At 32.0% G+C, this 24,940-nt stretch carries 23 protein-coding genes and 4 pseudogenes; 17 read left to right on the top strand and 10 right to left on the bottom strand.

The genetic code is table 11. The features are described from left to right. Positions 1-166: 166 nt before the first annotated feature. The 12 genes and pseudogenes from P5P87_RS23260 to P5P87_RS23205 all read left to right on the top strand — a co-directional run bounded on the left by P5P87_RS23260 (position 167) and on the right by P5P87_RS23205 (position 8,911). A complete protein-coding gene (locus P5P87_RS23260) occupies positions 167-1,621 on the top strand; it encodes a tetratricopeptide repeat-containing sensor histidine kinase (RefSeq protein WP_340696590.1) in 1,455 nt (484 codons plus the stop codon). A gap of 5 nt (positions 1,622-1,626) precedes the next feature. Further along, on the top strand, positions 1,627-2,295 hold the full coding sequence (locus P5P87_RS23255) for a response regulator (RefSeq protein ID WP_278020746.1): 669 nt from the start codon (positions 1,627-1,629) through the stop codon (positions 2,293-2,295). A 141-nt stretch (positions 2,296-2,436) separates the two neighbouring features. Continuing rightward, positions 2,437-2,595, top strand: a complete 159-nt coding sequence (locus P5P87_RS23250) for a hypothetical protein (protein ID WP_278020745.1) — start codon at positions 2,437-2,439, stop codon at positions 2,593-2,595. A 92-nt stretch (positions 2,596-2,687) separates the two neighbouring features. Continuing rightward, a complete protein-coding gene (locus P5P87_RS23245) occupies positions 2,688-2,915 on the top strand; it encodes a DUF4236 domain-containing protein (RefSeq protein ID WP_198856594.1) in 228 nt (75 codons plus the stop codon). 5 nt (positions 2,916-2,920) lie between these two features. Further along, the gene (locus P5P87_RS23240; RefSeq protein WP_278020744.1) at positions 2,921-3,268 is read left to right on the top strand and encodes an excalibur calcium-binding domain-containing protein; all 348 of its coding nucleotides are present in this window, start codon (positions 2,921-2,923) and stop codon (positions 3,266-3,268) included. Between the two features lie 44 nt (positions 3,269-3,312). Continuing rightward, positions 3,313-3,678, top strand: a complete 366-nt coding sequence (locus P5P87_RS23235; protein ID WP_340696589.1) for a tellurite resistance TerB family protein — start codon at positions 3,313-3,315, stop codon at positions 3,676-3,678. A gap of 3 nt (positions 3,679-3,681) precedes the next feature. Then, complete coding sequence (locus P5P87_RS23230; RefSeq protein WP_278020743.1) at positions 3,682-4,884, top strand: ABC transporter permease; 1,203 nt, start codon at positions 3,682-3,684, stop codon at positions 4,882-4,884. A 72-nt stretch (positions 4,885-4,956) separates the two neighbouring features. After that, positions 4,957-5,856: a hypothetical protein gene (locus tag P5P87_RS23225; RefSeq protein WP_198856597.1), complete on the top strand. Its 900-nt coding sequence runs from the start codon at positions 4,957-4,959 to the stop codon at positions 5,854-5,856. A gap of 182 nt (positions 5,857-6,038) precedes the next feature. Next, complete coding sequence (locus P5P87_RS23220) at positions 6,039-6,272, top strand: hypothetical protein (protein ID WP_198856598.1); 234 nt, start codon at positions 6,039-6,041, stop codon at positions 6,270-6,272. Beyond that, on the top strand, positions 6,269-6,550 hold the full coding sequence (yidD, locus tag P5P87_RS23215) for a membrane protein insertion efficiency factor YidD (protein WP_198856599.1): 282 nt from the start codon (positions 6,269-6,271) through the stop codon (positions 6,548-6,550). The genes P5P87_RS23220 and yidD overlap by 4 nt, the downstream gene beginning before the upstream one ends. Positions 6,551-6,717: 167 nt before the next feature. After that, on the top strand, positions 6,718-7,131 hold the full coding sequence (locus P5P87_RS23210) for a hypothetical protein (protein ID WP_198856600.1): 414 nt from the start codon (positions 6,718-6,720) through the stop codon (positions 7,129-7,131). A gap of 426 nt (positions 7,132-7,557) precedes the next feature. After that, positions 7,558-8,911 (top strand): annotated as a pseudogene (locus P5P87_RS23205) (GH1 family beta-glucosidase). Between the two features lie 79 nt (positions 8,912-8,990). Here the strand turns inward: P5P87_RS23205 and P5P87_RS23200 are convergent. Further along, on the bottom strand, positions 8,991-9,356 hold the full coding sequence (locus P5P87_RS23200) for a hypothetical protein (protein ID WP_198856603.1): 366 nt from the start codon (positions 9,354-9,356) through the stop codon (positions 8,991-8,993). Positions 9,357-9,720: 364 nt separating this feature from the next. Continuing rightward, the gene (locus P5P87_RS23195) at positions 9,721-10,350 is read right to left on the bottom strand and encodes a hypothetical protein (protein ID WP_278020742.1); all 630 of its coding nucleotides are present in this window, start codon (positions 10,348-10,350) and stop codon (positions 9,721-9,723) included. A 566-nt stretch (positions 10,351-10,916) separates the two neighbouring features. On the opposite strand from P5P87_RS23195, the gene P5P87_RS23190 reads away from it, so the two are divergent. From P5P87_RS23190 to P5P87_RS23180, 3 genes are all read left to right on the top strand, one after another. After that, complete coding sequence (locus P5P87_RS23190) at positions 10,917-11,096, top strand: hypothetical protein (RefSeq protein WP_278020741.1); 180 nt, start codon at positions 10,917-10,919, stop codon at positions 11,094-11,096. A gap of 78 nt (positions 11,097-11,174) precedes the next feature. Then, positions 11,175-12,227: a tetratricopeptide repeat protein gene (locus tag P5P87_RS23185; RefSeq protein ID WP_278020740.1), complete on the top strand. Its 1,053-nt coding sequence runs from the start codon at positions 11,175-11,177 to the stop codon at positions 12,225-12,227. Beyond that, positions 12,224-12,865 carry a sensor histidine kinase gene (locus P5P87_RS23180; protein WP_340696699.1) on the top strand — a complete coding sequence of 214 codons (642 nt, stop codon included), beginning with the start codon at positions 12,224-12,226 and terminating at the stop codon, positions 12,863-12,865. Before P5P87_RS23185 ends, P5P87_RS23180 begins: the two co-directional genes overlap by 4 nt. Positions 12,866-12,937: 72 nt before the next feature. On the opposite strand, the gene P5P87_RS23175 is transcribed toward P5P87_RS23180, so the two are convergent. Next, positions 12,938-13,471 carry a 5' nucleotidase, NT5C type gene (locus tag P5P87_RS23175; RefSeq protein ID WP_278020738.1) on the bottom strand — a complete coding sequence of 178 codons (534 nt, stop codon included), beginning with the start codon at positions 13,469-13,471 and terminating at the stop codon, positions 12,938-12,940. Between the two features lie 98 nt (positions 13,472-13,569). Here P5P87_RS23175 and P5P87_RS23170 point away from each other — a divergent pair, with 98 nt between their 5' ends. After that, complete coding sequence (locus tag P5P87_RS23170) at positions 13,570-14,316, top strand: DeoR/GlpR family DNA-binding transcription regulator (protein WP_278020737.1); 747 nt, start codon at positions 13,570-13,572, stop codon at positions 14,314-14,316. A 69-nt stretch (positions 14,317-14,385) separates the two neighbouring features. On the opposite strand, the pseudogene P5P87_RS23165 reads toward P5P87_RS23170, so the two are convergent. The 5 genes and pseudogenes from P5P87_RS23165 to P5P87_RS23145 all read right to left on the bottom strand — a co-directional run bounded on the left by P5P87_RS23165 (position 14,386) and on the right by P5P87_RS23145 (position 21,247). Further along, positions 14,386-15,840: pseudogene (locus tag P5P87_RS23165) on the bottom strand (TolC family protein). Beyond that, positions 15,833-19,002 (bottom strand): annotated as a pseudogene (locus P5P87_RS23160) (efflux RND transporter permease subunit). The pseudogenes P5P87_RS23165 and P5P87_RS23160 overlap by 8 nt, the downstream one beginning before the upstream one ends. A gap of 34 nt (positions 19,003-19,036) precedes the next feature. Beyond that, positions 19,037-20,119 (bottom strand): efflux RND transporter periplasmic adaptor subunit, encoded by a 1,083-nt coding sequence (locus P5P87_RS23155; RefSeq protein WP_198856611.1) that lies wholly within the window; start codon positions 20,117-20,119, stop codon positions 19,037-19,039. A gap of 174 nt (positions 20,120-20,293) precedes the next feature. Beyond that, on the bottom strand, positions 20,294-20,671 hold the full coding sequence (locus P5P87_RS23150) for a hypothetical protein (protein WP_198856612.1): 378 nt from the start codon (positions 20,669-20,671) through the stop codon (positions 20,294-20,296). A gap of 168 nt (positions 20,672-20,839) precedes the next feature. Continuing rightward, positions 20,840-21,247: a GNAT family N-acetyltransferase gene (locus P5P87_RS23145; protein WP_278020736.1), complete on the bottom strand. Its 408-nt coding sequence runs from the start codon at positions 21,245-21,247 to the stop codon at positions 20,840-20,842. A gap of 172 nt (positions 21,248-21,419) precedes the next feature. On the opposite strand from P5P87_RS23145, the gene P5P87_RS23140 reads away from it, so the two are divergent. Next, complete coding sequence (locus P5P87_RS23140) at positions 21,420-21,986, top strand: outer membrane beta-barrel protein (protein WP_198856614.1); 567 nt, start codon at positions 21,420-21,422, stop codon at positions 21,984-21,986. A 65-nt stretch (positions 21,987-22,051) separates the two neighbouring features. Here the strand turns inward: P5P87_RS23140 and P5P87_RS23135 are convergent, their stop codons facing one another. Together P5P87_RS23135 and P5P87_RS23130 are read right to left on the bottom strand one after the other, a co-directional pair. Then, positions 22,052-22,666 carry a tetratricopeptide repeat protein gene (locus P5P87_RS23135; RefSeq protein ID WP_278020735.1) on the bottom strand — a complete coding sequence of 205 codons (615 nt, stop codon included), beginning with the start codon at positions 22,664-22,666 and terminating at the stop codon, positions 22,052-22,054. Between the two features lie 158 nt (positions 22,667-22,824). Next, positions 22,825-24,703 (bottom strand): annotated as a pseudogene (locus tag P5P87_RS23130) (M1 family metallopeptidase). Positions 24,704-24,940: the final 237 nt, after the last annotated feature.

The raw sequence follows: 24,940 nt of genomic DNA, 5'->3' as shown, positions 1-24,940 counted from the left end.
AATCAAACCTGAGAAATCGAAAAAAGAAGCAAAACTTCTACAAGAAAAAGCGACAGATCAGTTCCTAAAGAGCAACTACAACAATGCTTTTTATCTTTTTAATAAATCAAAAATTGCTTTTGAATTTTATAAAGACAGTACAAATATTGTTTACAATTTAATTCGGATGGCAAACATCCAACAAATAAATGGCGATTATTATGGGAGCAAAGAAACCTTAACAGAGGCACTGCCTTATTCAAAAATTAACAATAGCTATATGTCGGCAATCAATAATTCCTTTGGAATTGCTGATAAAGAACTTTCTATTTACGATGATGCTATTTTTTACTATAATCAGGCTATAAAAGTTTCGCAAGAGCAAATCGACAAACAATCTCCTCTCAACAATATTGCTGTTGTTTATATTAAACAGAAAAAATATGATAAGGCTATTAAAATTCTAGAAGGAATTTTAGAAACAAAAGCATTCGATAATTTTATAAAAAGTAAGGCAAGAGTAATCGATAATCTTGGATTTGCTTATTATAAAAAAGGCTTAAATAAAAAAGGGCTTCTACTTATGAATGAAAGTCTGGACTTAAGAAAAAAGAATGACGATGTATATGGAAGCATAGAAAGTTATCTTCATCTCGCAGAATTTTATTCTCAAACTGATGTTCAAAAATCAAATGAAAAAGCAAAAAAAGCTTATGAAATTGCCTCTCAACTCAATAGTGTCGATGAACGTTTAAAAGCACTCACCTTTCTAATTTCTAATGGATCTGAAGTAAAATATGGCAAAAAGTATATTGCAATAAATGACAGCATCATAAAGGTTAGAAACAATTTTAAAAATAAATTTGCCAAAATTAAATACGATTCTAAAAAGGAGAAAGACGAAAACCAAATACTGCGATTGGAAAAAGCCGAGACTTCTCTTGCACTGCAAAAAGCACATTATCAGAAGATCTTTTTTATAATTGGCATTACATCGCTTTTTCTCTTATTGCTTTACTTGAGAAAGTTTTACGAGAACCGCAATCGAATTGAAAAAATAAAAACAGCCTACGACACCGAAACCAGAATTGCCAAAGATATTCATGATGAGCTGGCAAATGATGTTTTCAATACCATTACTTTTACACAAACTCAGTCTCTTGAAAATGAAAGCATTAAAGAAACTCTAATTCAAAAACTGGATCATATTTATTCGCGAGTTAGAGGAATTTCTAGAGAAAATAATAATGTAGACATTAAAACAAATTATGCGCTCAATTTAAAAGAAATGCTTTCTACCTATAATAATGAGCATACAAACATTATCATTAACAACATTGAAAAAGTAAATTGGGATTTAATTGACGAAATTAAAAAAGTTACCATTTATAGAGTTTTACAAGAATTAATGGTAAATATGAAAAAGCATAGTCAAGCTTCATTGGTTGTTGTAAAGTTTGACAGTAACGGAAAAACATTTTTTATAGACTATACAGATAACGGAAAAGGTTGCGAAAAATCAAAAATCGTAAAAAATGGTTTGCAAAATATGGAAAACCGTATTTTGTCTAGTAAAGGAACTATTACTTTTGACACTGAACCTGATAAAGGTTTTAAAGTAAAAATAACAATGCCTAAATAAAACCTATGTTTAAAAAAGTAATTATTGCCGAAGATTTTGAAGAATTCAATTTAGCTGTAAAACAAACTTTGAGTGATTTCGACATTGTCAATTTTCAACATGCAAAATATTGCGATGATGCTTTACTAAAAATAAGAAAAGCCATTCAGGATAATGAACCATACGATTTATTAATTAGTGATCTTTCGTTTAAAAAAGATCATCGCGAAGTAAAAATCGGCAGTGGTGACGAATTGATTCAAAAAGTTCGAGAATTGCGGCCTAACATTAAAATTATCGCTTACTCTGTTGAAGATAAAAGTGTTCGTATAAAATCTCTTTTCGAGGATTCTGAAATTAATGCTTTTGTACTAAAAGGCAGAAATAGTATCGAAGATCTCAAAAAAGCTATAAACATAATTTCGGCTTCTGATCAGAAATTTATTTCGCCCGAAGTTGCTTCTGCACTACAAGAAAAAGGCAACTACGAAATAGATGATATTGATATTAGAATTCTAAAATATTTGTCTGATGGAACATCACAGGATGAGATTATAGAAATTTTTAAAAACAGCGATACAAAACCACATAGCAAAAGTGCTATGGAAAAAAGATTAGCAAAATTAAAAGACTTTTTTAAAGCAAATAATACAGTTCATCTTGTTTCGATTACAAAAGATATGGGAATAATTTAAATTTCTTTTTCTTCAATTATAAAGCTCCTTTGGGAGCTTTTTTTATTTCCAAAATTTAAATTTTAAGGATTATGGATTTCCGTAAAATACTGGTTTTGTTTGGTTTTACTTTTGAATCGTAATCAATTTAAAATTAAAAAAATGAAAAAATTAGCTATTTTATTTAGCCTATTCTTCCTAGTCTTAGGAGGAAGTATTGAAGCTCAAAGTGGTCATTACAAAAGCGGAAAAGGTAGTTCTCATAAAGGTGGGAAATACAAAAACTCAAGCACTAATAATCACTACAAAAAAAGAAAATAATTATTTCAGACTTCGATTGACATGAAAATTAAGGACTGGTCGAGAGAAGTTTCAACAATTAGAAAATTTCTAATCAACTAAACTTAAAAATTATGGGCTTTCGATTTCAAAAAAGAATCAAACTTGGAGGCGGACTCGGATTAAATGTAAGTAAATCTGGAATTTCTCCAAGTTTTAGAACGAAAATGGGAACTTTTAACAAAAATGGATATTCTACTAAAACAGGCATTCCTGGAGTACGATACCAAAATAACGGATGCCTTGTCCTATTTGTCTTCACAGGACTTCTCGCATTTTTAATCTATAACCTTAAATTTTAATTATTATGGGATATCGAAAAGGATATTACAGAAAAGACGGAACGTACGTTCAAGGACATTATGCCAATAACAGATCCAAATTTTCAAACAAAAATAACGGATGCATGCTTTTGGTTTTGGTTTTTATTGCCTTCAGTTCAATAATTTCTTGTTCAGATTCAGGAGATTCAACAGAGATAACTTCTGGTTCTAGTTCAGGATCCAGCTCAAATTCAAGTTCAAACTGCCCTACTAAAACCTGCGGTGATTTTAAAAGTCAAGCCGATGCTCAAAAAACTTTTGAAAGCAACAAAAAATGCTACAAAAATTTGGATGGAGATGGAAATGGAAAAGCTTGCGAACATTTAAAATAACTAAACAAAAAAACATGATAACACTAGAACTAAAAAGTCACTTTTTGAGATTATATCAAATGGCATTATCTGATGATCAATTTGATGTATTAGAACTTCAAATGCTGTATCATTTTGCAGACGAAAGAGGAATTCCAAAAGAAGAACTTGACAAGCTTTTTCTAAACCCAGTCCATACCGAATTTATTGTTCCAGAAACTTTAAATACCAAAATTGAGTATTTATACGATCTCACTAGAATTATTTGGGCAGATGGAAAAATTACAGATGATGAATTAAATATGTTGAGAAAATACTGCCGAAAATTTGATTTTCTAGAAGAAAACATTAATGATTTATCGGACTACTTCATTGACTGCGTACAGAAAAATATTGGAAAAGAAGAAATTATTAGTCAATTAAACGCTTAAATTATGAAACCACTAACACATTTATTTAGTTTAAAAAAATCTGAGAATTCTTCCTTCAAAGTTTTAGAAGAAAATGAAGAAGACAGAGAACAAATTAGAATTACATATTATCAGAGCGGTTTTGCCGCTTCTGTAAAAGCTACAGGAAAACCAATTGTTTTAAAGGCATGCCTGCAAAATTTATATATGAGTTTTGAAGATCAGTGCCGAAAACAAAAAATGGAACAAGATAGACTAAAACAACCATACCGAGAAGAACAGGAAAAAAACAGAACAGAGCTTAAAAAATCCGAAGCTGCTATTGGCATTTTTGAGAAAAAAGAACAAGACATAACTGAAAGTATTGATCAGATAAAAAGCGAAATTATTGAAGTAAAACGTAATCCTGATAAATACGGAATTGAAGAAGGAAAGGGGCTTAAAGCACAATTTTATATTGGACTTATCCTTCTTTTGCCTATTACACTATATGTTTTAGTCTTTTATATTTCGGCTTCTTATTCTGCATTTTTCAAAGAATTTTCAAATGATAGCTTAACTGCTGCGATTTTCGATGCCGATGCTTTTACAAATGCATTTAAAGCAAGCTGGCTAGAAGGGGTTTTAGTTACCACAATTCCGTTTGTCTTTATGGGGTTGGGATATGTAATTCATATGGTTCAAAAAGGAAAAGGGATAAAAAATATATTGAGACTTGTTTCGCTTTTTGCTATTACCTTTTTATTCGATTCTCTTTTGGCTTATATCATTGAGAAAAAGATCTACGAATTTAACAAGACAACAGAATCATCTCCATATAATTTAAACATTGCTTTGGGCGAACCTGAATTCTGGATGATCATTTTTGCTGGCTTTGTAGTTTACATTATCTGGGGACTTGTCTTTGATTTTGTAATGAAAGAATTTGAAAATATTGACAAAATCAGAGCTTTTATAAGAGGTAGAAAAGAAAACTTACTTAATCTAGAAAAACTTAAAACAGATAACTTAAATAAAATCAATGGTTTTAAAGAGCAAGTCGTGGCTATAAACGGAAAAATATCCGAATTGCAGTCTAAAATTGATGGTTTCGTATTTCCTGTAAAAGAATATCTTCATTATCACCATCAATATAAAGAAGGCTGGTTTCAGGCAATTGGCACCGAGTTAGCCTTACCCTACAAAGAAAAGGAAGAACTCTTGCAAAGTCTGCGAACTTTACTCTGAGGAACATTTGAGAAAATTAAATTTAATTGATCCTGACTTTCAACATTTAGTATATTCTAAAAATTAATAACTATGAAAAATACTTTACATAAATCACTTCTATTCTTATTATTGATTTTAGTTTTTTCATGCAAAGAAGAAACTAAAAAAGAAGAAAAAGAAACCACTATTAAAACGTCTGTTTCAGAAAATTATAATATTAGCATACTTGTTGATTTATCTGATCGAATAAGCCTTAAAAAAAATCCAAATCCTTCAATGGAAATATATCAACGAGACTTAGGATATATTAAATCGATTTCTGAGGCTTTCACTGAGCATTTAAAATCAAAAAGAATGAGACAGATTGACGATAAAATGCAATTATTTTTTAATCCCGAACCTGAGAATGCAGAAATTAATTCCATTTCGAAAGACTTGAGAATTATTGTTACTAAAGACAACGCTTCAAAAGAGTTACTTAATTCTATTAATGACAACTATTCCTCAAAAACTACTGTTATTTATGAATCGGCAATTAAAGATGATAAATATATTGGCTCAGATATTTGGAATTTTTTCGACAGTAAAGTACAAGATCAATGTATTGACAAGAACTTCAGAAACATCTTAGTTATTTTAACCGATGGATATATGTTTTATGAAGGAAACCAAATCAAAGACGGCAATTTATCCAGTTATTTAACACCTCAACTTATTAAACAAAATGGCTTAAGTACAAATGGTTGGGAGAAAAAGTTTGAAAAAGGAAACTTTGGTTTCATTAAAATTAATGCCGACTTGTCTGATCTTGATGTCCTAGTTTTAGGAATAAATCCAAGTAAAAATAATCCTTTCGAAGAAAAAATAATAAAAGCTTATTGGACTAAATGGCTTTCTGAAATGAAAATAAAACATTTCGAAATTAAAAATGCCGACTTACCTTCTAATATGGATAAAATCATTAAAGATTTTATTTTAAAGAAAGAATAAAATATCAAACCAATATGCTTTAAAGAGGAACTTCATTGTCCTCTTTTTTGTGTTTAAATCCATCTCTAAGAAAACTTCTCTTCAAAATTTTACTCGATTACGGATTTCCATAAAATACTGGTTTTGTTTGGTTTTACTTTTGAATTACAAATCAATTTAATACTAATTAAAACTAAAAAATTATGGAATACAAGGTAGTACCATTCGTTGCATCAATCGATCCAAAAAAAGGAAATTCAAATCATGTTGCTGAGCAACTTGAAAACCTGATAAAAAATTTCACAAATCAAGGCTGGGAATATGTACGTTTGGAAAGCGTATCAACATTTGTTCATCCTGATAGTGGATGTTTTGGATTAGGTGCTAAACCAGGCTACACAACAAATAGTCAAATGGTTGTTTTTCAGAAAAAATGAAATATATCATCTTATTAATTATTAGATGCTACTGGCTTTTAATTCCTCAATCTAAAAGAAGAAAGTGCATTTTTAAAAAATCTTGTTCAAATTATGTTTTTGAAATAAGTCAAAAAGACGGATTTATAAAGGGAATAAAAGCATTTCAATTTAGATTCCAAAACTGTCGGGGAAACTTTTCAATTTTTAAGAACCCAATAGATAACAAAATTCAAATGATTCTTCCTTCTCAATTAATAATTGACAAAGAAGAAATAGCCGATAGACTTATTGACTAAACTAAAAATATGAGAGAAAAAAAGTCCTTTCGAAAATAATATTAAATAGTATTATCCGATGAGATGCTATCGCTTCATAAAACAGAAGTAAATCCCGTATAAGTACTCACTTTAAAGAATATAATTCTAAGTAGATTTATCGCAACTAACTAAATACCACATTGCCTATGCTAAAAAACTACTCCCTACTATTCTTATTTCTTTTTATATTTTCTTGTAAAAAAGCTGATGCTCCGCCTCCACTGCCGCAAGTAAATTCGTTCTACAAAAGTGCCGTTACAGCAGACGACCGCAAAACTATTACTGCAGAAGAAGCCAAAACGTATCATGTCAATACTGCATTTAAATACGAATACAGAACTGGACATCCGGGACATTATAAGTACAACTATCATGTAAAAGGAGTAAACATTCATGGCGATTCTGTTTTTGGAAACATTAATACAGAAGGAAAATATGGTGCTGGAATTCTAATAACAGATAGTATACCCGAGCTAGAAATTTCTACAGAATGGATTTCTCACGGAAAACTAAAAGCTCTCGATAAAAAAGGAAACGAATACAATCTAATTGTCAAATAAACTAATGAAATATACTTTACTCTTACTTTTTGTTTTTTGCACTTCTTTTTCTTCTATAGAAACAAACGTTTTTATTTGTGGACCTAGTGGTGCAAAAAAGTATCATTATAACGAAAATTGTCGCGGTTTAAGCTCCTGTAGTCATGGAGTTGTAAAAACATCTCTTAAACAAGCACAAGGTTTAGGATTGACACTTTGTGGGTGGGAAGATTAAAAACCTCCTCACCCACATACTTTAACTATTTGATAATAATCACTTTACAATAAATTCACATTAGTTTTATTAATTTGATATAAAACTAATCGTTATGAAACTTTTTAATCTAAAATTTCTAGTATCATTCAAAGAATGGCTTTTCTTGAGAGCAATGCAATCTTCTTTCCTACATTAATAAACAACTTAATTATAAAGGAAAATACGATTGAATGAATAAAGTCGAAAGCTCATTTCTGAATAAAAACCAATTTGGTGAAGATTTCTTGTGGGGTGTCTCAACTGCCGCTTTCCAAATTGAAGGTGCGCATGATTCGGACGGAAAAGGTTCTTCTATCTGGGATGTTTTTACTTCTCAAAAAGGAAAAATTAAAAACGGTCATCATGCCATAACCGCCTGCGATTTCTACAACTCTTATCAGGACGATATTAATCTAATTAAGGAACTTAATATTCCTAATTTTAGATTTTCTATCAGCTGGCCCAGAATTATGCCAACTGGTGTTCATCCTGTAAACCAAGCGGGAATCGATTATTACAATAAAATCATAGATTCGCTACTGGCTTCTGGAATCGAACCTTGGATAACTCTTTATCACTGGGATTTACCACATGATCTGGAAGTAAAAGGAGGTTGGACAAACCGAGAATCTGTTTCGTGGTTTAAAGATTATGTCGAAGTCTGTGTACAGTATTTTGGCGATCGTGTCAAAAACTGGATGGTCATTAACGAACCTTCCGTATTTACGGGAGCAGGTTATTTTTTAGGTATTCACGCGCCAGGCAAAAAAGGAATTACAAATTACCTAAAAGCCATGCATCATGTTACTTTGGCAACTGCAGCTGGAGCTAAAATAATTCGAGAGCGAATTTCGGATTCTAATATCGGAACTACATTTTCGTGCACGCATATCGAACCTGCAACAGAAAACTCAAAAGATGTCGAAGTTTGCTAAACGTGTAGATACTTTATTAAACCGAACTTTTATAGAACCTATTTTAGGATTAGGTTATCCGCAGAAAGATCTTCCAGTTCTTAAAAAACTTAATAATTACATTTTAGAAGGCGATTTAAATAATCTCGATTTCGATTTTGATTTTATTGGTTTGCAATGTTATACTCGTGAAGTTGTAAAATCGGCAATGCTGATTCCGTATATTGGTGCAGAATTAGTAAGTGCCGAAAAACGAAATGTAATTTCTACCGATATGGGTTGGGAAGTTTATCCGCCAGCAATGTATCATATTCTTAAAAAGTTTAATGAATATGACGGAATCAGAAAAATCATTGTAACTGAAAATGGTGCCGCTTTTCCTGATACTGTAAAAAATGGAAAAGTTCATGATATAAAACGGACGCACTACATTCAGGATCATTTAGAGCAGATTTTAAAAGCCAAACAAGACGGTTTAAATGTCGATGGTTATTTTGTCTGGACTCTAACTGATAATTTTGAATGGGCTGAAGGATACAATGCTCGCTTTGGGTTGATTCATGTCGATTTCGAAACACAAAAACGTACTATTAAAAATTCAGGGTTGTGGTTTAAAGACTTTTTATCTTAAAACCTATTCTCAAAAAATAGAAAAAGCCTTTCGTACTAATAATTGCGAAAGGCTTTTTTATTTGAAATAAGATTATCTTTTAACGAAATCTATATTTATAATTCTGTTTTAAAATTCCAACATGAATCTTTCCATTGGTTTTTAAATGAGTCGTCATCATGATATATTTTTCTTCGGGATATTTCACCTCAAAATTAAAGGTTGTATCTCTTACTTTCACTTGAAGCAAATGTTTTCCTTCACTAGAGGTCGATAGTCCAACTGTTTCGTAAGTTGGCAATGCCTCTGTTGCTTTTAAATTAATATCTTGAACTTTCTCTTTATCCAGAAATACTTCTAGTTTTAAATTGTCCAATTTCATATCGGTTGGCTGTTCAAATGAGACAACATATTTTTTACAGCTTACGGTGCATAAAACGATTAATAGTAAGAGAAGCTTTTTCATAAATAATGTTTTTAACTGATACTAATAGATTCAAAATCTATTTTTAATTTTATAAATATAGATAATTTTATTGCAAATCGATTGCTTAGAAAAGCAAGTTTTTCGGTCTTTGCAACTAGTTTTTACTCCATTAAAAATGGTCAAAAAAAATACACTTTTTTAGCTAAAAAAAGTGCTATTTCATTGATTTTTATTAGGTTTAACGGGATTTTTTTCTTATCTTTATAGTGTAAATAACAGTAAATATATGCCGAAAAACAGACTTTTTAACTACCAAAATTACACTTCACAAAACCATTCTTTTTCCCGCTTTATGCATTTTATTTTTCAAAATGCTTTTTCGTTTCATATCGAAACTATTTTTCTAATCTTTTTTCTGCACCAAGTATATGCAGGCCGAAGAAACTAGAGCAACTGCTCCAACCGCAATCGTAATTATTTTGCGAGGATATATTTTCTGAGCCAGTTTTTTAGAAAATAGATTCCTAAAATTCCATAAAAGATTTCCTTTTTGAGGAACTTCTTTCGACTCTTCATGTTCATTTTTCACTAAAACCATTTCTTCTATGCCATTATTATCGATTTCGCCCGTTACATTCTTAACGACACTTTTAGTTTGTTTTGCTTCTTCAATTCTACATTTTTCATTGAACTTTTTAAAAGGGCGTGGCTGAAAATCGACTATTACAGCGGCAAGATTTATCGCATCAATATTTGACGGATCTGTTTCTCCCTTAAAGAAAGTTTCAATAGGCCTAAACTTATCTTTTTGATCCTTAAACTTATTCTTTTGAGTATGATCAAAATCTAAGCACAATAAATTCCTAAAAACATTCAAATCGTCTTGCGTTGGTTTATCTTCAAAAATAAGCCAACACAAATCGCGGAGTTTTCCGCGCGAAGGGTTGTATAAAAAATCAAAATATTCGCCCTCTTTTTCGATCTCATATTTAATTTTAATCGCCTTTTTATATGCTTCTAATGTATTATTCATCTTGCCTCTTTTAGGAACTTCTTTTGACTTTGTATTTTCATTTTTTAACTAAAACTTTTTATATGCCTTTATTTTCGAATTCTAGATTTAAATGCTTTTTCAGCACTTTCAATTTCTGTTCCAATTTCTATATTTTTTCTATATTTTTTTTTGCCGTTCAAACCAACTTTTGAACAACTTATTGCATCTATTATAATATAGAGATTCGATTAAAATTAAATAATAATTAACCCAAAAAAGGCCTTCTATTTTAGTTTTATTGGGAATTCTCGGGAATCTCAGGAAAACGCAGGAATTCGAGAATCCCTTGTCAACAGTGATCTAAAAGTGCCTTTACTTTGCATCAGAAATTAGTTCAAGTTTTGTCTGCAGACTAAAACAAAAATATAAAACTAGTTCTAATTAACATTGTGGAAAACCGTAAGACCGAGTTTATTCGGGAAGTATAAATTACGTCTTACAGGTCTACACGATCTACTTCCCAAAACCAATTTTGGTATCGCATTCCAAGATCTGGATCAACTCCGGACAGCCATACCTATGTCTAATTTCTAAAATAAACTAAAATGAAAAAACTAATACTATTTATCGCTTTTGCGCTATTGTTCACGATATTTTCTTGTACTCCTGATGAGTATGAGACACAACCAAAAAAGAAAATTGAAAAAGTTGGCACACCGTCAGCAGAGTATAATGAGGGTCCTGGTGACAAAGGAAATGGAAATCCGCCACCACCAGGTCCATAATAAAAAAAGTTTTTAGTATCTAATTAATTACTATTTTCGGGGAAAGTAAATTTAAATGTTACGATCCCCGTTTTTTTATTGTATTATTTTGCTTTTGCTTTTTTCCTGCGAAGAAAAAAGCCTGTTAATCCTGATAATGAATCTATTCGGAAAGAGGCACTCTTTTTACGGAACAAAGCCATTGAAAGTTTTGACAAACAAGATTTTAATACTTCGTATAATTTATACAATAAATCAAAGGCACTTTATGAAATCATAAAAGACAGTGCCAATATCTCATATATCCTTCTTAAAATCGCGGATATTCATCAGAGGAATGGAGATTATTATGGAAGCAAAGAAATTATAACCGAGGCATTACCGTATATAAAAAAAGGAGTTTATTCTGCGAGTGCAAATAATGCGTTAGGCATTGCAGACAAAGAACTTTCTCTTTATGACGATGCTATTTTTTACTACAAAAAAGCGACAAATGAATATACAGATCTACTTTTAAAACAAGCACCTATACAAAATATTGCGGCTGTATATATTTATCAAAAAAAATATGACAAAGCAATTCCGATCTTGGACTCCCTTTTACAATCTCTTTCAAGTAAAGATTTAAAAGAGAAAGTCACACCATATGACAAAGCTATCCTACTAGACAATTTAGGGTATGCCAACTTTAAGAACGGAATAGATGATAAAAGTTTTCATTTAATGAAGGAAGGTCTGCAAATTAGACTTGATACTAAGGACACCTACGGAAGCATTGAAAGCTATCTCCATCTTGCTGATTATTATTCTAAACAAAACAAAACAAAATCAGACGAAAATGCTCTTTTAGCTTATAAAGCTTCTACACAACTGAATAGCATTGACGAAAGATTAGAAGCGCTTCAAATACTAATTTCAAATGATAATAGCCTTAACACGGCAAAATATATCCAAAAGTATTTTACGTTAAACGACAGCATTATTAAAGTTCGAAACAATTTTAAAAATAAGTCTGCCAAGATTAAATACGATGCAAAAAAAGAAAAAGACGAAAACGAAAAACTTCGTTTAGAAAAAGCAGAAAATCAACTATCACTTCAAAAGGCTAAATATCTTCGAATTGTTTTTATAATTGTTTTTTCTTTTTGGTGATTTTAATTGCAATTTTAATTCGCTATTATAAAAATAAAAATAAGGCAATCGAATTTAAAAGTTCGTACGACACCGAAACGAGAATTTCTAAAAAAATACATGATGAATTGGCAAATGATGTATTTCAAGTAATTGCTTTCGCCGAATCTCAACCATTAGCCAAAGAAAATACCAAAGAGAATCTTCTCCAGAAGTTAGATGATATTTATGGGCGGGTTAGAGGAATTTCAAAAGAAAACAATAAGATCGAAACGGGCAAAGATTTTACCAAAAGCATCAAGGAAATGCTTTCTGCTTACAATACTATTGAAAGAAATATTATTGCTACAAACTTAGAAAGCGTAGAATGGGAAGATGTTGATGATATAAAGAAAATTACCATTGGGCGCGTTTTACAAGAATTAATGGTAAATATGAAGAAACACAGTAAGGCCTCTCTTGTTGTAATAAAATTTGAAAGTGATCCAAAATCAATTCTAATACGTTACACCGATAACGGAATTGGCTGTGAAAAAACGAAGATTTCTAAAAATGGTCTCCAAAATATGGAACACCGTATTCAGACCGTTAAAGGAACTATCGAATTTGAAACAGAACCCGAAAACGGATTTAAAGCTAAAATAGTAATACCTAAATAAACAAAAGCCTTTCGGAATATTCCTGAAAGGCTTTTTCTTCAAAAAACAAGTAATTTTTAAAATTACCTTGCGTTAAACTGCCTCTTTCAAAACAGCAACAGCTTCTTTCCAATTATTTACTCTCAAATAATTCTCTTTTTTGGCATTATGAAATGCTGTAAACATAATAGGCTTACCCATGCAAAAATCTAAATTCTTTGGATGATCATCGATTAGATAATCAGTATTGATAATGGTTTTGCTTCCGCATAAAACGATATTTTGCCATTGAATAAAAGGAAAATGTTCTGCGAGCCATTCTATTTTTTCATTCAGCGAAAGCGGAAATTCTGTCGCCGCAGATACAATATAAATCTCAAAATTTTCCTGTAATAACTTTAAGCTTTCTACCGCATCATCTATTACTGGCAAGGTTCTAAAAAAATCTTTAGAGTTTAAAACACTGCGTACTTTCTCTCGGCCATAAAAAGCTTCTTCTTCTGTCAAACCTTGAATTTCTTCTCTTAAAATTGTTATTCCGAAATCTCTTTCGAAGTAAGTTATTAGGTGTGCTTCTACATCAGCAAGCACTCCGTCCATGTCGACTGCAATTGATTTCTTTTTCATTGTAAATTTATTTTGCTGCTAAATTATGCAAAAATTGCAACAAACAGCAAAATATTGCAATTTTTTATTTATTTTTGCAATATAAAACCGCAAAACAAATGAGAAAGGAAGAACGACAGCAGACAATTTTAGAATATTTATCTAAAGAACATCGGGTAACTTCGGTAGAATTAAGTGAGTATTTGAGTGTTTCTGAAGACACAATTAGACGTGATCTAAAAGAACTTTCAGATCAAGGGCTTTTAAAAGCTGTGCGTGGTGGTGCGGTTGCTCCTTCTCCAATGCCTTTGCATTACAGAAAAAGAGAAAAACACGATCTTGAAAACAAAAAGATTATTGCAGAAAAAGCAATTTCTTATCTAAAAGATGGTCAAGTAGTTTTTATTGATGGAGGAACAACTTCTTTGGCTCTTGTAGCAAGTTTTCCACATGATTTAAAACTCACTGTTATAACAAACAGTTTTCCTGTTGCAGTTTTGGTTGAAGATTTGCCGAACATTGAATTGATTTTTGCTGGAGGAAAAATGTGTAAAACCTCTTTTACAACTTCGAGCATGGAATCACTTGATTTTTTTAGAAGTTTTAGAGCAGATGTTTGCATTTTGGGAACATGCGGTATCCATCATGAACGTGGTCTAACTGGAATTTTATACGACGATTCGCAAATCAAAAAAAATATGATTCAGAATTCGAATTTCATAATTGCTTTGGGTTCAAGTGAAAAAATCGATACTGGAGAAACTTATTTTGTTTCTCATTTAAAAGACATTGATGTTTTGGTAACTAATATTTCGCCTGACGAAGAAATATTAAAACCGTATAAAAAACAAGTAACGGTTCTTTAGCCAAAACAAAAAAAGCCTTTCAGGATTTTACTCCCAAAAGGCTTTTTTACTACAAATTAAGTGGCAATTTTATTTCCATCCACCGCCCAAGTCTCTGTAAACATGGACTGCAGCATTTAATTGTTCTTTTTTAGTATCGATTAATTCCAATTTAGCTTCTAATGCATCTCTCTGCGTCATTAAAACTTCGAAATAATCTACTCTTGCCGATTTAAACAAATCGTTTGAAACGTCAATAGAAGTATTTAAGGCATCAACTTGTTTTGATTTAAGATCGTAACCTTTTTGAAGATTCTCAATCTTAGACATTTGATTTGACACTTCTAAATAAGCATTTAAAACCGTACGATCGTAATTGTATAATGCTTGAATTTGTCTTGCATTTGCACTTGCAAACTCTGCTTTAATTGCATTTCTATTAATCAAAGGCGCAACAAGATCTCCTGCCAATGAGTACAATAGCGATTCTGGCATTGTAAACAAATAAGAAGGTTTGAAAGCATTTACCCCAATTGCGGCTGTAATATCCAAAGAAGGATAAAACTCAGCACGAGCTACTTTTACATCTAATTTTGTTGCTACTAATTCTAGTTCTGCTTGTTTTACATCTGGACGATTCTCTAACAATTGAGAAGGAATTCCAGAACTTACAGCCGCTGGTAAAAGACTTAAGAAATTAGTATTACTTGTTCTTTTAATTTCCTGCGGATATCTTCCAAGCAAAAAGTTGATCTTGTTTTCTGTTTCTTTTATCTGCTGTAAGATATCAAACTCCATACTTTGCGAAGTTAAAACCTCAGCTTCAAATTTCTTAACTCCAAGTTCTGTTGCTCTTGCGGCTTGTTTTTGAACTTTTACAATTTCTAAAGCATTAGTTTGCAATTTGATAGTTTGTTTTACAATATCTAATTGATTATCTAAAGCTAATAATTCATAATACGAATCGGCAACTTCGGCAATAAGGTTTGTAATAACAAAATTTTTACCTTCAACAGTCGCCAAATATCTATTTAAAGTCTGCTTTTTTAGAATTGCGAAGTTTTTTCCAAATATCTACTTCCCAGTTTGCATAAGCGGCAATAGTAAAATCTCCAAGCGGATCTGGCATCTCTTTACCTGGTTTAATTTCAGTTGTAGCATCACCCGCTCCTTGACTTGTATATCTACCCACTTTTTCTACTCCAGCTCCAGCACGTAAACCTGCAGTTGGCAGTAAAAGTCCTTTTTTTACACGAATATCATTCTTTGCGATTTCTATTTCCTGTAAAGTAATATTTAGTTCTTGGTTATTTTTAAGAGCGACATCAATTAAATCAACTAGATTCTGATCTTTAAAATAATCTTTCCAGTTTAATGCTTAGCTGTATTATTGTTTGCATCTTGTGTTTGAACAGTTGCACCAAACGAATCAGGAACTGGCGTACTTGTAGTTACTGCTGCTTCAGGTGCAGGGGTTTTACACCCTGCAACTGCTAGACATGCGGCTAATACAATACTATATTGATATGTTTTAACTTTATACATGATTGTTATCAATTTCTTCTGTTAATGGGTTTTCTTCTTCATGTTTTACCAATTTGTGTTTTTCGGCAATTTTAGCAAATATGAAATACAAGCCCGGAATTACAAAGACACCACAAATGGTTCCAATAAGCATACCTCCTGCCGCCGCAGTACCAATTGTTCTGTTACCTATTTTACCTGGACCAGTTGCAAATGCAAGCGGTAATAAACCAGCAATAAAGGCAAACGAAGTCATCAAAATTGGACGGAACCTTGCTTTTGCTCCTTCCATTCGTTGCATCCAAAACAGATTTTCCTGCTGCATGTCTCTGGATCGCAAACTCGACAATCAACACGGCATTCTTACCTAATAAACCGATAAGCATTACCATGGCAACCTGAGCATAGATATTGTTTTCTAATCCTGTTAATTTCAATAAAAGGAAAGCTCCAAAAATACCCGCTGGTAAAGAAAGAATTACTGACAATGGCAAAATAAAACTTTCGTATTGAGTCGCTAATACCAAGTAAACGAATCCTAAACAGATTAAGAATACCCAAATAGCTTGATTACCTTGTGCCACCTCATCGGCAGAAATACCTGCCCAGTCAATGTCATATCCTCTTGGTAACTTTTCAGCGACTACTTTCTGAATCACTTTAATTGCTGTACCAGAACTAAATCCTGGAGCTGGCGAACCACTAATTTGTGTTGAGGTATACATGTTATGACGTGTGATTTCTGAAAGTCCATACACTTTTTCTAATTTCATAAAAGCAGAATAAGGCACCATTTCATCACGGTCGTTTTTAACATACAATTTCAAGATATCATCTGGCTGTGCACGATATTCTGGCGAAGCCTGAACAATTACTTTATAGTTAATACCAAATTTAATAAAACTGATTTCGTAATTACTTCCCACAAGAGTTGACAGCGTATTCATGGCATTTTCAATAGAAACTCCTTTTTGCTGTGCCAAGTCATTATCAACTTTCATCATGTACTGAGGGAAACTAGAACTGTAGAAACTAAATACGTTTGACAATTCTGGCTGTTTATTTAATTCAGCCACAAACTCATTATTTACCTGTTCCATTTTCTTGTAATCTACAGAACCTGTTTTATCTAGTAAACGAAGCTCAAATCCTCCAGCAGCACCATATCCTGGTACAGCAGGCGGTTGGAAAAATTCGATATTAGCTCCTGTAATATCTTTACATTTTTCCTCCATTTCATGCATGATCTCCAAAACAGATTCTTTTCTATCGCTCCAGTCTTTAAGGTTAACCAAACAAGTTCCAGAGTTCGATCCTGTACCTTCAGATAAAATCTCATAACCTGCCAATGAAGAAACCGATTTTACTCCATCAATATCTTCTGCAATTTTTTGAACTCGTTCTGCAATACTATTAGTTCTTTCTAAAGATGAACCTGGTGGTGTCTGAATTACAGCATAAAACATTCCTTGGTCCTCATTCGGAATAAAACCAGAAGGAACATTGCTACTAATGATCCATGTTCCAGCACAGAAACCTAAAAGCGCTACAATTGTAACCACTCTTCTGTCAACAATTTTACCTAATAGGTTTTGATATTTACCTTGTGCTAAATTGAATTTTTCGTTGAAAGCATCAATAAATCTATTTGCAGGAGTTTTCTTTTTAGGTACGCCGTGATTATTTTTTAACATCATCGCACAAAGCGCAGGCGTTAAGGTCAAGGCCACAATACCAGAAAGAATAATCGCAGTTGCCATAGTTACAGAGAATTGTCTGTAGAATACTCCAACAGGTCCCGACATGAACGCAACCGGAATAAATACTGCGGCCATTAAGAATGTAATTGCAATAATAGCTCCCGCAATCTCGTGCATGGCTTGTTTAGTTGCTTTAAATGGCGAGAGATGTTCTTCTTCCATCTTGGCGTGGACGGCCTCAATAACCACAATCGCATCATCGACCACGACCCCAATCGCTAATACAAGTGCAAATAGCGTAATTAAGTTCAACGAAATATCAAAGAATGTCATGAACACAAACGTTCCTACCAATGATACAGGAACCGCGATAGCCGGAATAACCGTAGAACGCCAGTCTCCTAAGAAAAGGAAAACTACTAGACCTACCAGAATGAAAGCTTCAACCAAAGTATGGATTACTTTTTCGATAGAAGCATCAAGGAATTTAGAAACGTCATATGAAATTTCGTAATCCATTCCTTTTGGAAATCTTTGTTTGATTTTTTCCAGTTTTGCTTTTACCTCTTCAATAACCTGATTCGCATTACTTCCAAAAGATTGTTTTAATACGATCGCTGCAGATGGTTTTCCATTCAAATTAGAATAGATATCATACATCGAGCTTCCAAATTCAACTTTAGCAACATCTTTCAATCTCAAAAGCTCTCCATTTGGATTTGCTTTTACCACAATATTCTCATATTGCTCTTTTGTTGTATAACGCCCAGAATATTTCAATACATATTCGAATGCTTGAGAACGTTTACCAGAACTTTCACCCGTTTTACCAGGAGAAGCTTCCAAACTCTGACTTGATAATGCTTCCATTACCTCATCAGCAGAAATTTTATAAGCCAACATACGGTCCGGTTTTAACCAGATACGCATTGCATATTCACGTGTTCCTAAGATATCTCCAGAACCAATACCATTTACCCTTTTTAATTCAGAAAGTACGTTAATATCGGCATAGTTATACAAGAACTTCATGTCGGTATTTTTGTCTGTACTGTAAAGGTTCACGTACATCAACATACTCGGTACTTCTCTCGTAATTTTAATACCCTCACGAATTACCAAAGGAGGAAGTTTATTGGTAACAGAAGCCACACGGTTCTGAACGTTAATTGCTTGCTTGGTTAGGATCTGTACCTAAGTTAAAAACTACTTTGATTGTTGCTTCACCATCGTTTCCAGCATCTGAAGCCATATATTTCATTCCCGGAACACCATTTAAGGCTCTTTCCAAAGGAATAACAACTGCCTTGATCATCAACTCACCGTTAGATCCAGGATAATCTGCCGTAACGTTAACCATTGGAGGTGAAATTGTCGGGAATTGTGTAATTGGTAAATTTAAAACCGACAATATCCCTAAAAAGACAATAATCAACGATATCACTATCGAAAGAACAGGTCTTTGAATAAATTTATTAAACATTTTTGTATATTTTAATGATTAAAACCCAGTAAACCTATTCTGCTTTTAAGCGTAAATTATTGATTACTTTATTAGGAGATTGGTAATCGTATTTAATCTTATCGTTTTCTTTTACTTTCTGAACACCTTCAAGTAAGATTTTATCATTCTCTGTAATACCGCTTCTGATTACATACAAATCAGGAATCTCACCCGTAATAGTGATCTCTCTTGAGCTTACTTTATCATCTTTACCTATTACAAAAACATATTTTTTATCCTGTATTTCGTAAGTTGCTTTTTGTGGAATTATGATAGCATTCTTAAGAGGAACATTCATCTGAACTTGTCCTGTTTCTCCATTTCTAAGTAATTTTCCAGAATTAGGGAATCTTGCTCTGAAAGCAATATTTCCAGTTTCATTATTGAATTCACTTTCTATAACTTCAACATTTCCTTTCTCTTTAAAAATATCTCCATTAGCCAAAACTAAATTCACCTTATTATCAGCACGATCCTTTATATTCGTTTCATAGCTAATATATTCTGGTTCAGAAACATTGAAGTATGCAAACATCTGACTGTTGTCTGAAAGACTCGTCAACAATTCCCCTTCATCAATTAAACTTCCTAGTTTTAAAGGAATACGGTCAATTGTTCCATCAAATGGAGCTCTAATTTCTGTGAATGATAAATGTAATTTTGCCAGTGCCACTTCAGCTTTTGCAGATTGTAATTTTGCTTGAGCTACACTCAATTCGTTTTTAGAAACGATATTTTTATCAGCCAATAATTTTGAATTTTGCAATTCAATTTCTGCCGATTTTTGTTCAGCCTGTGCTTTAAGCAATTCAGACTGATACATGTTTGGCATAATTTTAAACAACAACTGTCCTTTTTTTACAAATTGCCCTTCATCAACATATATATTTTGCAAAAACCCTTTTTCTTGGGCACGAAGTTCGATATTTCGAACTGATTTTATTTGTGAAACGTATTCTTTGGTAAATGAAGTATCAATTTTAACCGGATTAGTAACAGTAAATTTTTCAACTTCTTCTTTTTCTTCTTTTTTAGATGTACAGCTCGTTAAGCACACCAAGGCCATTAAGCCTGTGAACACAATGATTTTTTTCATGATTTAGTTTGGAAATTAAGCGATTGAATGCTTTGGAATGAAAATTCCTTTGGATGTTAAAATGCATCAGTCAGCCGTAGCCCAGACCTTAACTTTCATATAAGCAGAAGTAGAAAAATATACAACAGCAAGATACACAGATCGTAACTCAGGTAACCGATGTATATTATAAAATCAAATTCTTAATACTCTCTGAGTAATGTAGATAGGATTTGAATGCCCAAAAACAGGCGTAGAAATTTTAAAACGATTTGAATCATTCGCTGCAGACTGATCTGAAAGTGCCAGATACAAAGCGTCTACCAAACTATACGAAGCAGTAAAATACTTATTCGTAAGTAAATTAATATCATCACCGCCTCCTAGAAGATCTTCTTCAAGATCGATATCAGCATCTTCAATTACAGAACTACCGCGATCTTGACTAGTGAACTTAACTCTATGTTTATGTTCAAAATTGTGATGATGTGAAAGTGTACTAGCATTAAGATATTGGCCTCCGCCGAACAGAAGCAAATTCATGAATACTAAAAATACTATTAACTTTCTCATTTGGGTGCGAAAGTAGTAAAAGAATTAAAACAAAAAAAGATTTTTTAAGAAGGTTTAACAATTACATAAAACGAAAACGTTTTCATTCGTTTAATATTTAGCAATATTCTAGTCTATTATCTTACAATTATTACCATATATTTAAAAACCAACTATTTAGAACTAAACTCAAAAAAGAATAATTTCCATAATTGTAAACTCTTGACCCGCTTTTTCAAAAGTTTTAAAAGCATTTTTCATTCCAAATTTCTCGTAAAATGCTTTTTTATTGGTTCTAGCATTGCACCAAACTTTTTTCAGTCCCTTCTTTTTCGCAAATTCCAGTATTTGTATTAAAAGCTCAGAGGCAATTCCTTTTCCTTGGTATTCTTCTAAAGTTGCGAGTTTTCTAAACTGCATTTCTTCTCCTTCAATAAAACATGAAACTATAGAAACTAATTTATTTTCTTCAAAAGCTCCAAAATGAAATCCTAAATCATCTTCTTTAAGTTGGACAAATTCAAAAGGTTGATCTGGCCACATTACCTCGTGTCTTATCTGCCAAGTATCGGACGCGTTTATTGTTTTAATTTCCATATTTCTTAAATCTTCTCAAAAATAATTCATTTTGAATTGATTGTAAAAAAGCAAAGAAAAAATATTGATGTTGTTAATTTTCAAAACATTACAAAAAAATAAAACAGATAAATCATTCATTTTTAATCTATTATGCTTATTTTTATAGTACCAAAATCAAATAAACCCTGTTATGAAAAAATTCTTTTTAGTAGCATTTTTATGTATTTGTGCAAATGGATTTGCACAGTTAATACAAATCGGACCACAAATTTCGACAAATATTACTTCTGTTAATACCAAAAATTTCAGCTCCGACCATACTAATACAGGAATTGGCGCTGCAGCATTTGCTAGGTTAAATCTTGCACTTTTTTATGCTCAGGGAGAATTTGGATATGCTCAAACCAATTTTAGTGTTTATCAAGATGCCATTGGAGAAACCGAATTTAAACTTGCAGGAACAGATGCGTCATTAATTGCAGGGCTTAAAATTATTCCGCTTGGCAAATTGGGAAATGTAAGGCTTTTTGTTGGGTACAACTGGAAAAATTATTCTGATATAAGTAGAAGCAATAATCTCAATTCTGTAACATTCGAAAAAAACAATCACAGTATTCTTGGAGGCGTCGGGGTTGATGTCTGGAGATTGACTTTTGATTTAAGATATCTTGCGGGACTTAGTGATATTGACGCTTCTAGTAATGGCGAAATCAAAACTGGGGTTACAAATTTTTCGCTTGGATTTAAATTTCTATAAAAATGCCTCCAAATAGTATCTAACTTTTTGGAGGCAGTTCAAATAATTCTCTTTTTTATTTATTTCTAGATTTTAATGTAATAACTTTCTTCATTATTACCTTCAATCTTTTCTACTCTTTCTATTCTTTTAACAGCAACATTCACAACATGAAGCACATTTGCTCTTTCATCGATATTGCAATTCCAAATTGTTCCGTCTGAAAGTATAATTTCTGAAAATAATGAGACTGTATTATTTGAATCATTATAAATTAAGTTTTCTGTTTTTATCAATTTTTTTATTTTAGTCTTTTTGTCGACTTCAAAAAACAATATTGAATCTTCTTTAATTTCAATCACTTCATCAAATAAAGTTTCACCAGTAGAATCATCTAATGCAGATACCCAAACTGGCTGGTTTCCTGAACGTTTCCAAGTTCCAATTGCTTGATCTAAAATTTCCTTTCTTAAAACCTCACGTAATGTATCTACCATTTTCCCTGATTCTTGAGCGATCTCATTTTCAGGTTTAATTTTAGTCGCTAAAGAAAACAAATCGATAGCTTTTACAAAATCGGCTTTCTTATAGTAGGAAACAGCTAGTTCATATTTATTTTTTTGAAATGTTGCCTTTTGATCATTTTGTCCAAAAAACTGAAAGGTAGTTAGTAAAACAAGTAGGACAAATGTATTTTTCATGTTATTTTGTTTTTTTAGGGCATGCTAACATAATATATTTTACACAAATCCTTTTACGGTTTTCCGTATTTTTAATATTTATAATTATTTTAAATAAAAAATGCCACTTCATTAAAATAAAATGGCATTTTTAAACATATCGTTAAACTTCAACTAGTTTATTTAACATAAAAAATATTGTTTTCTGGAGTTGCATCCATGAAAATTCCTCCATCAAGTTCTATTTTTTCTATTTTTTTTGTGCTTTTCAAAACTATCTTCGCTATTTTCTCATTTTTTTCCCAAATAGCGGGTGTTTGATGTACAATTGCTTTCGATTTATCTGCATAAGTAATTACAACATCAAACGGAATTGCAAAGCCTCCAATATTTTCTACTGTTATAGTTTTCTTATCGGCAGAAAGGCCCTTTACTGCAATATCTAAATAATTGTTTGTAAAGAACCAATTATTGAAAAACCAATTTAAATTCTTTCCTGTTGCTGTATTAAATGAATTAAAGTAATCCCAAGGAATTGGATGTTTCCCGTTCCAAGTATCCATATAAAAATGAAGTGCTTTTTTAAACATATCATCTCCCAACATATCTTTCAAAGCTAAGTAAGATAGAGAAGCTTTACCATAAGAATTATTTCCATAACCAGCTCCAGAAACCTGAGTTGACATTGTTATAATAGGCTGATCTTGCTCTGCAGAACGATCCTTAATATAACTTTTTACTCTAAAATCTTGGTAAAATTTATCTGCTCGCTTCTTTTCCATGCTCAGCAATTCCAATTAAATACTCAAAAGTTGTTGCCCAACCTTCATCCATAAATGCATAACGAGTTTCGTTAATTCCCATATAAAACGGGAAATAGGTATGAGCTACTTCGTGGTCTTGAACTAATTGTGCAAAAACAGGGTCATCCATCTGAGAATCGTTACACATCATAGGATATTCCATATCTGCGAAACCCTGAAAAGCTGTCATTTTAGAAAACGGATACGGAACTCCTGGCCAATTGTTAGAAAACCAGTCTAAAGCATACTGGTTATTTTTTACTGAGTTTACAAAATCAGTTCCTTTAACATTATAGGTTGCCTGAATACTTGCACGACGATTTGTTTTCTTATCTACTACAACACTGCTAGCATCCCATAAATAGTGATCGCTTAAACCAAAGCAAACATCAGAGATGTTTTTCGCTTCAAATTTCCAGATATTCCAATCGTATTGTTTCGTTACAACACCACTTTTCATTTCTTGCTCATTAGCGATATGCAAAATTTCATCTGTTGTGTATGATTTTTTTAAGCGTGAAGCAAATTCAGGTTGTAAAACCTCATCTGGATTTAACAAATCTCCTGTTGCATACACCACATAATTTTTAGGTGCTTTTACAGAAAAAATGTAATCGTTGAAATCATTGTAAAATTCTTGACGGTCTGTATGCGCTAATCTATCCCATCCGTTATAATCATCAAAAACAGAAACGCGAGGATAACTGTAGGCTACAAAAAATGTTGTTTCGTCAATCTGCCCTTCTCTACCACTTTCTTTAGACAAAGGATAATTCCACTGAATATTAATAATTGTTTTTGAATTTGGTAAAATTGGTTTTTGCAATTTCACATTTCCAACAGTTCCCCAATTTTTAGCGTCTTCTTTGTAAACTTCATTTTCAATTTTTAATGAAGTGATCGTTAATCCATCGCTTAAAAAATCGTTGCTTACTTCACCACCTCTTGGAGAAGAAGGTTTATGCAGATTATTTACAAAACGGATCACTAAGTTTCTTAAAGTATCCTTGCTATTGTTTTCGTAAATAATACTTTCAGTCCCGCTGACTAATCTTGTTTTTGGATCAACTGAAATTTCCATGTTATATTTTCCACGGTTCTGCCAATAGTTTGCACCAGGTTTTCCATCTTTAGAACGTGTGCCGTTCTCATAAGCTTTTTTTATGTTTCTAGGCATATAAAGCTCTTGTGCAAAGCTATTTTGGGCAAAAAAAACAAATGCTATTAATGCAAACTGCAAAAATTTCTTTTTCATAAGTGACTTTTGAATCTTTAAATTATTTCTTTTATAAGACTGCTGTTTTAAAACAATGTTACAAATTTAATTATTAATTGTGAATTGTAAGTTGTGAATTGTAAATGGTGAAATGTGAGATATAGAAAAACTTCATTTTATATTTTACATCAAACTTTTACAAAAAAAAACTAAAATCTTAGAAACTTAGAATCCTTAAAAGAAAAAAACTTAGAATCTTAGCGTCTTAGATCCTTA

Source organism: Flavobacterium ginsengisoli (assembly GCF_029625315.1).
Taxonomy (GTDB): domain Bacteria; phylum Bacteroidota; class Bacteroidia; order Flavobacteriales; family Flavobacteriaceae; genus Flavobacterium; species Flavobacterium ginsengisoli.
This window is presented reverse-complemented; position numbering and strand designations above follow the sequence as displayed.

Excerpts from the sequence above, each read along its gene's own strand:
- yidD (WP_198856599.1), top strand. The coding sequence starts at position 6,269 with ATGAAATATATCATCTTATTAATTATTAGATGCTACTGGCTTTTAATT.
- P5P87_RS23155 (WP_198856611.1), bottom strand. The coding sequence starts at position 20,119 with ATGAAAAAAATCATTGTGTTCACAGGCTTAATGGCCTTGGTGTGCTTA.
- P5P87_RS23230 (WP_278020743.1), top strand. The coding sequence starts at position 3,682 with ATGAAACCACTAACACATTTATTTAGTTTAAAAAAATCTGAGAATTCT.
- P5P87_RS23175 (WP_278020738.1), bottom strand. The coding sequence starts at position 13,471 with ATGAAAAAGAAATCAATTGCAGTCGACATGGACGGAGTGCTTGCTGAT.
- P5P87_RS23170 (WP_278020737.1), top strand. The coding sequence starts at position 13,570 with ATGAGAAAGGAAGAACGACAGCAGACAATTTTAGAATATTTATCTAAA.
- P5P87_RS23190 (WP_278020741.1), top strand. The coding sequence starts at position 10,917 with ATGAAAAAACTAATACTATTTATCGCTTTTGCGCTATTGTTCACGATA.
- P5P87_RS23245 (WP_198856594.1), top strand. The coding sequence starts at position 2,688 with ATGGGCTTTCGATTTCAAAAAAGAATCAAACTTGGAGGCGGACTCGGA.
- P5P87_RS23145 (WP_278020736.1), bottom strand. The coding sequence starts at position 21,247 with ATGGAAATTAAAACAATAAACGCGTCCGATACTTGGCAGATAAGACAC.
- P5P87_RS23195 (WP_278020742.1), bottom strand. The coding sequence starts at position 10,350 with ATGAATAATACATTAGAAGCATATAAAAAGGCGATTAAAATTAAATAT.
- P5P87_RS23140 (WP_198856614.1), top strand. The coding sequence starts at position 21,420 with ATGAAAAAATTCTTTTTAGTAGCATTTTTATGTATTTGTGCAAATGGA.
- P5P87_RS23240 (WP_278020744.1), top strand. The coding sequence starts at position 2,921 with ATGGGATATCGAAAAGGATATTACAGAAAAGACGGAACGTACGTTCAA.
- P5P87_RS23255 (WP_278020746.1), top strand. The coding sequence starts at position 1,627 with ATGTTTAAAAAAGTAATTATTGCCGAAGATTTTGAAGAATTCAATTTA.
- P5P87_RS23135 (WP_278020735.1), bottom strand. The coding sequence starts at position 22,666 with ATGAAAAATACATTTGTCCTACTTGTTTTACTAACTACCTTTCAGTTT.
- P5P87_RS23150 (WP_198856612.1), bottom strand. The coding sequence starts at position 20,671 with ATGAGAAAGTTAATAGTATTTTTAGTATTCATGAATTTGCTTCTGTTC.
- P5P87_RS23225 (WP_198856597.1), top strand. The coding sequence starts at position 4,957 with ATGAAAAATACTTTACATAAATCACTTCTATTCTTATTATTGATTTTA.
- P5P87_RS23260 (WP_340696590.1), top strand. The coding sequence starts at position 167 with ATGGCAAACATCCAACAAATAAATGGCGATTATTATGGGAGCAAAGAA.
- P5P87_RS23200 (WP_198856603.1), bottom strand. The coding sequence starts at position 9,356 with ATGAAAAAGCTTCTCTTACTATTAATCGTTTTATGCACCGTAAGCTGT.
- P5P87_RS23210 (WP_198856600.1), top strand. The coding sequence starts at position 6,718 with ATGCTAAAAAACTACTCCCTACTATTCTTATTTCTTTTTATATTTTCT.
- P5P87_RS23250 (WP_278020745.1), top strand. The coding sequence starts at position 2,437 with ATGAAAAAATTAGCTATTTTATTTAGCCTATTCTTCCTAGTCTTAGGA.
- P5P87_RS23220 (WP_198856598.1), top strand. The coding sequence starts at position 6,039 with ATGGAATACAAGGTAGTACCATTCGTTGCATCAATCGATCCAAAAAAA.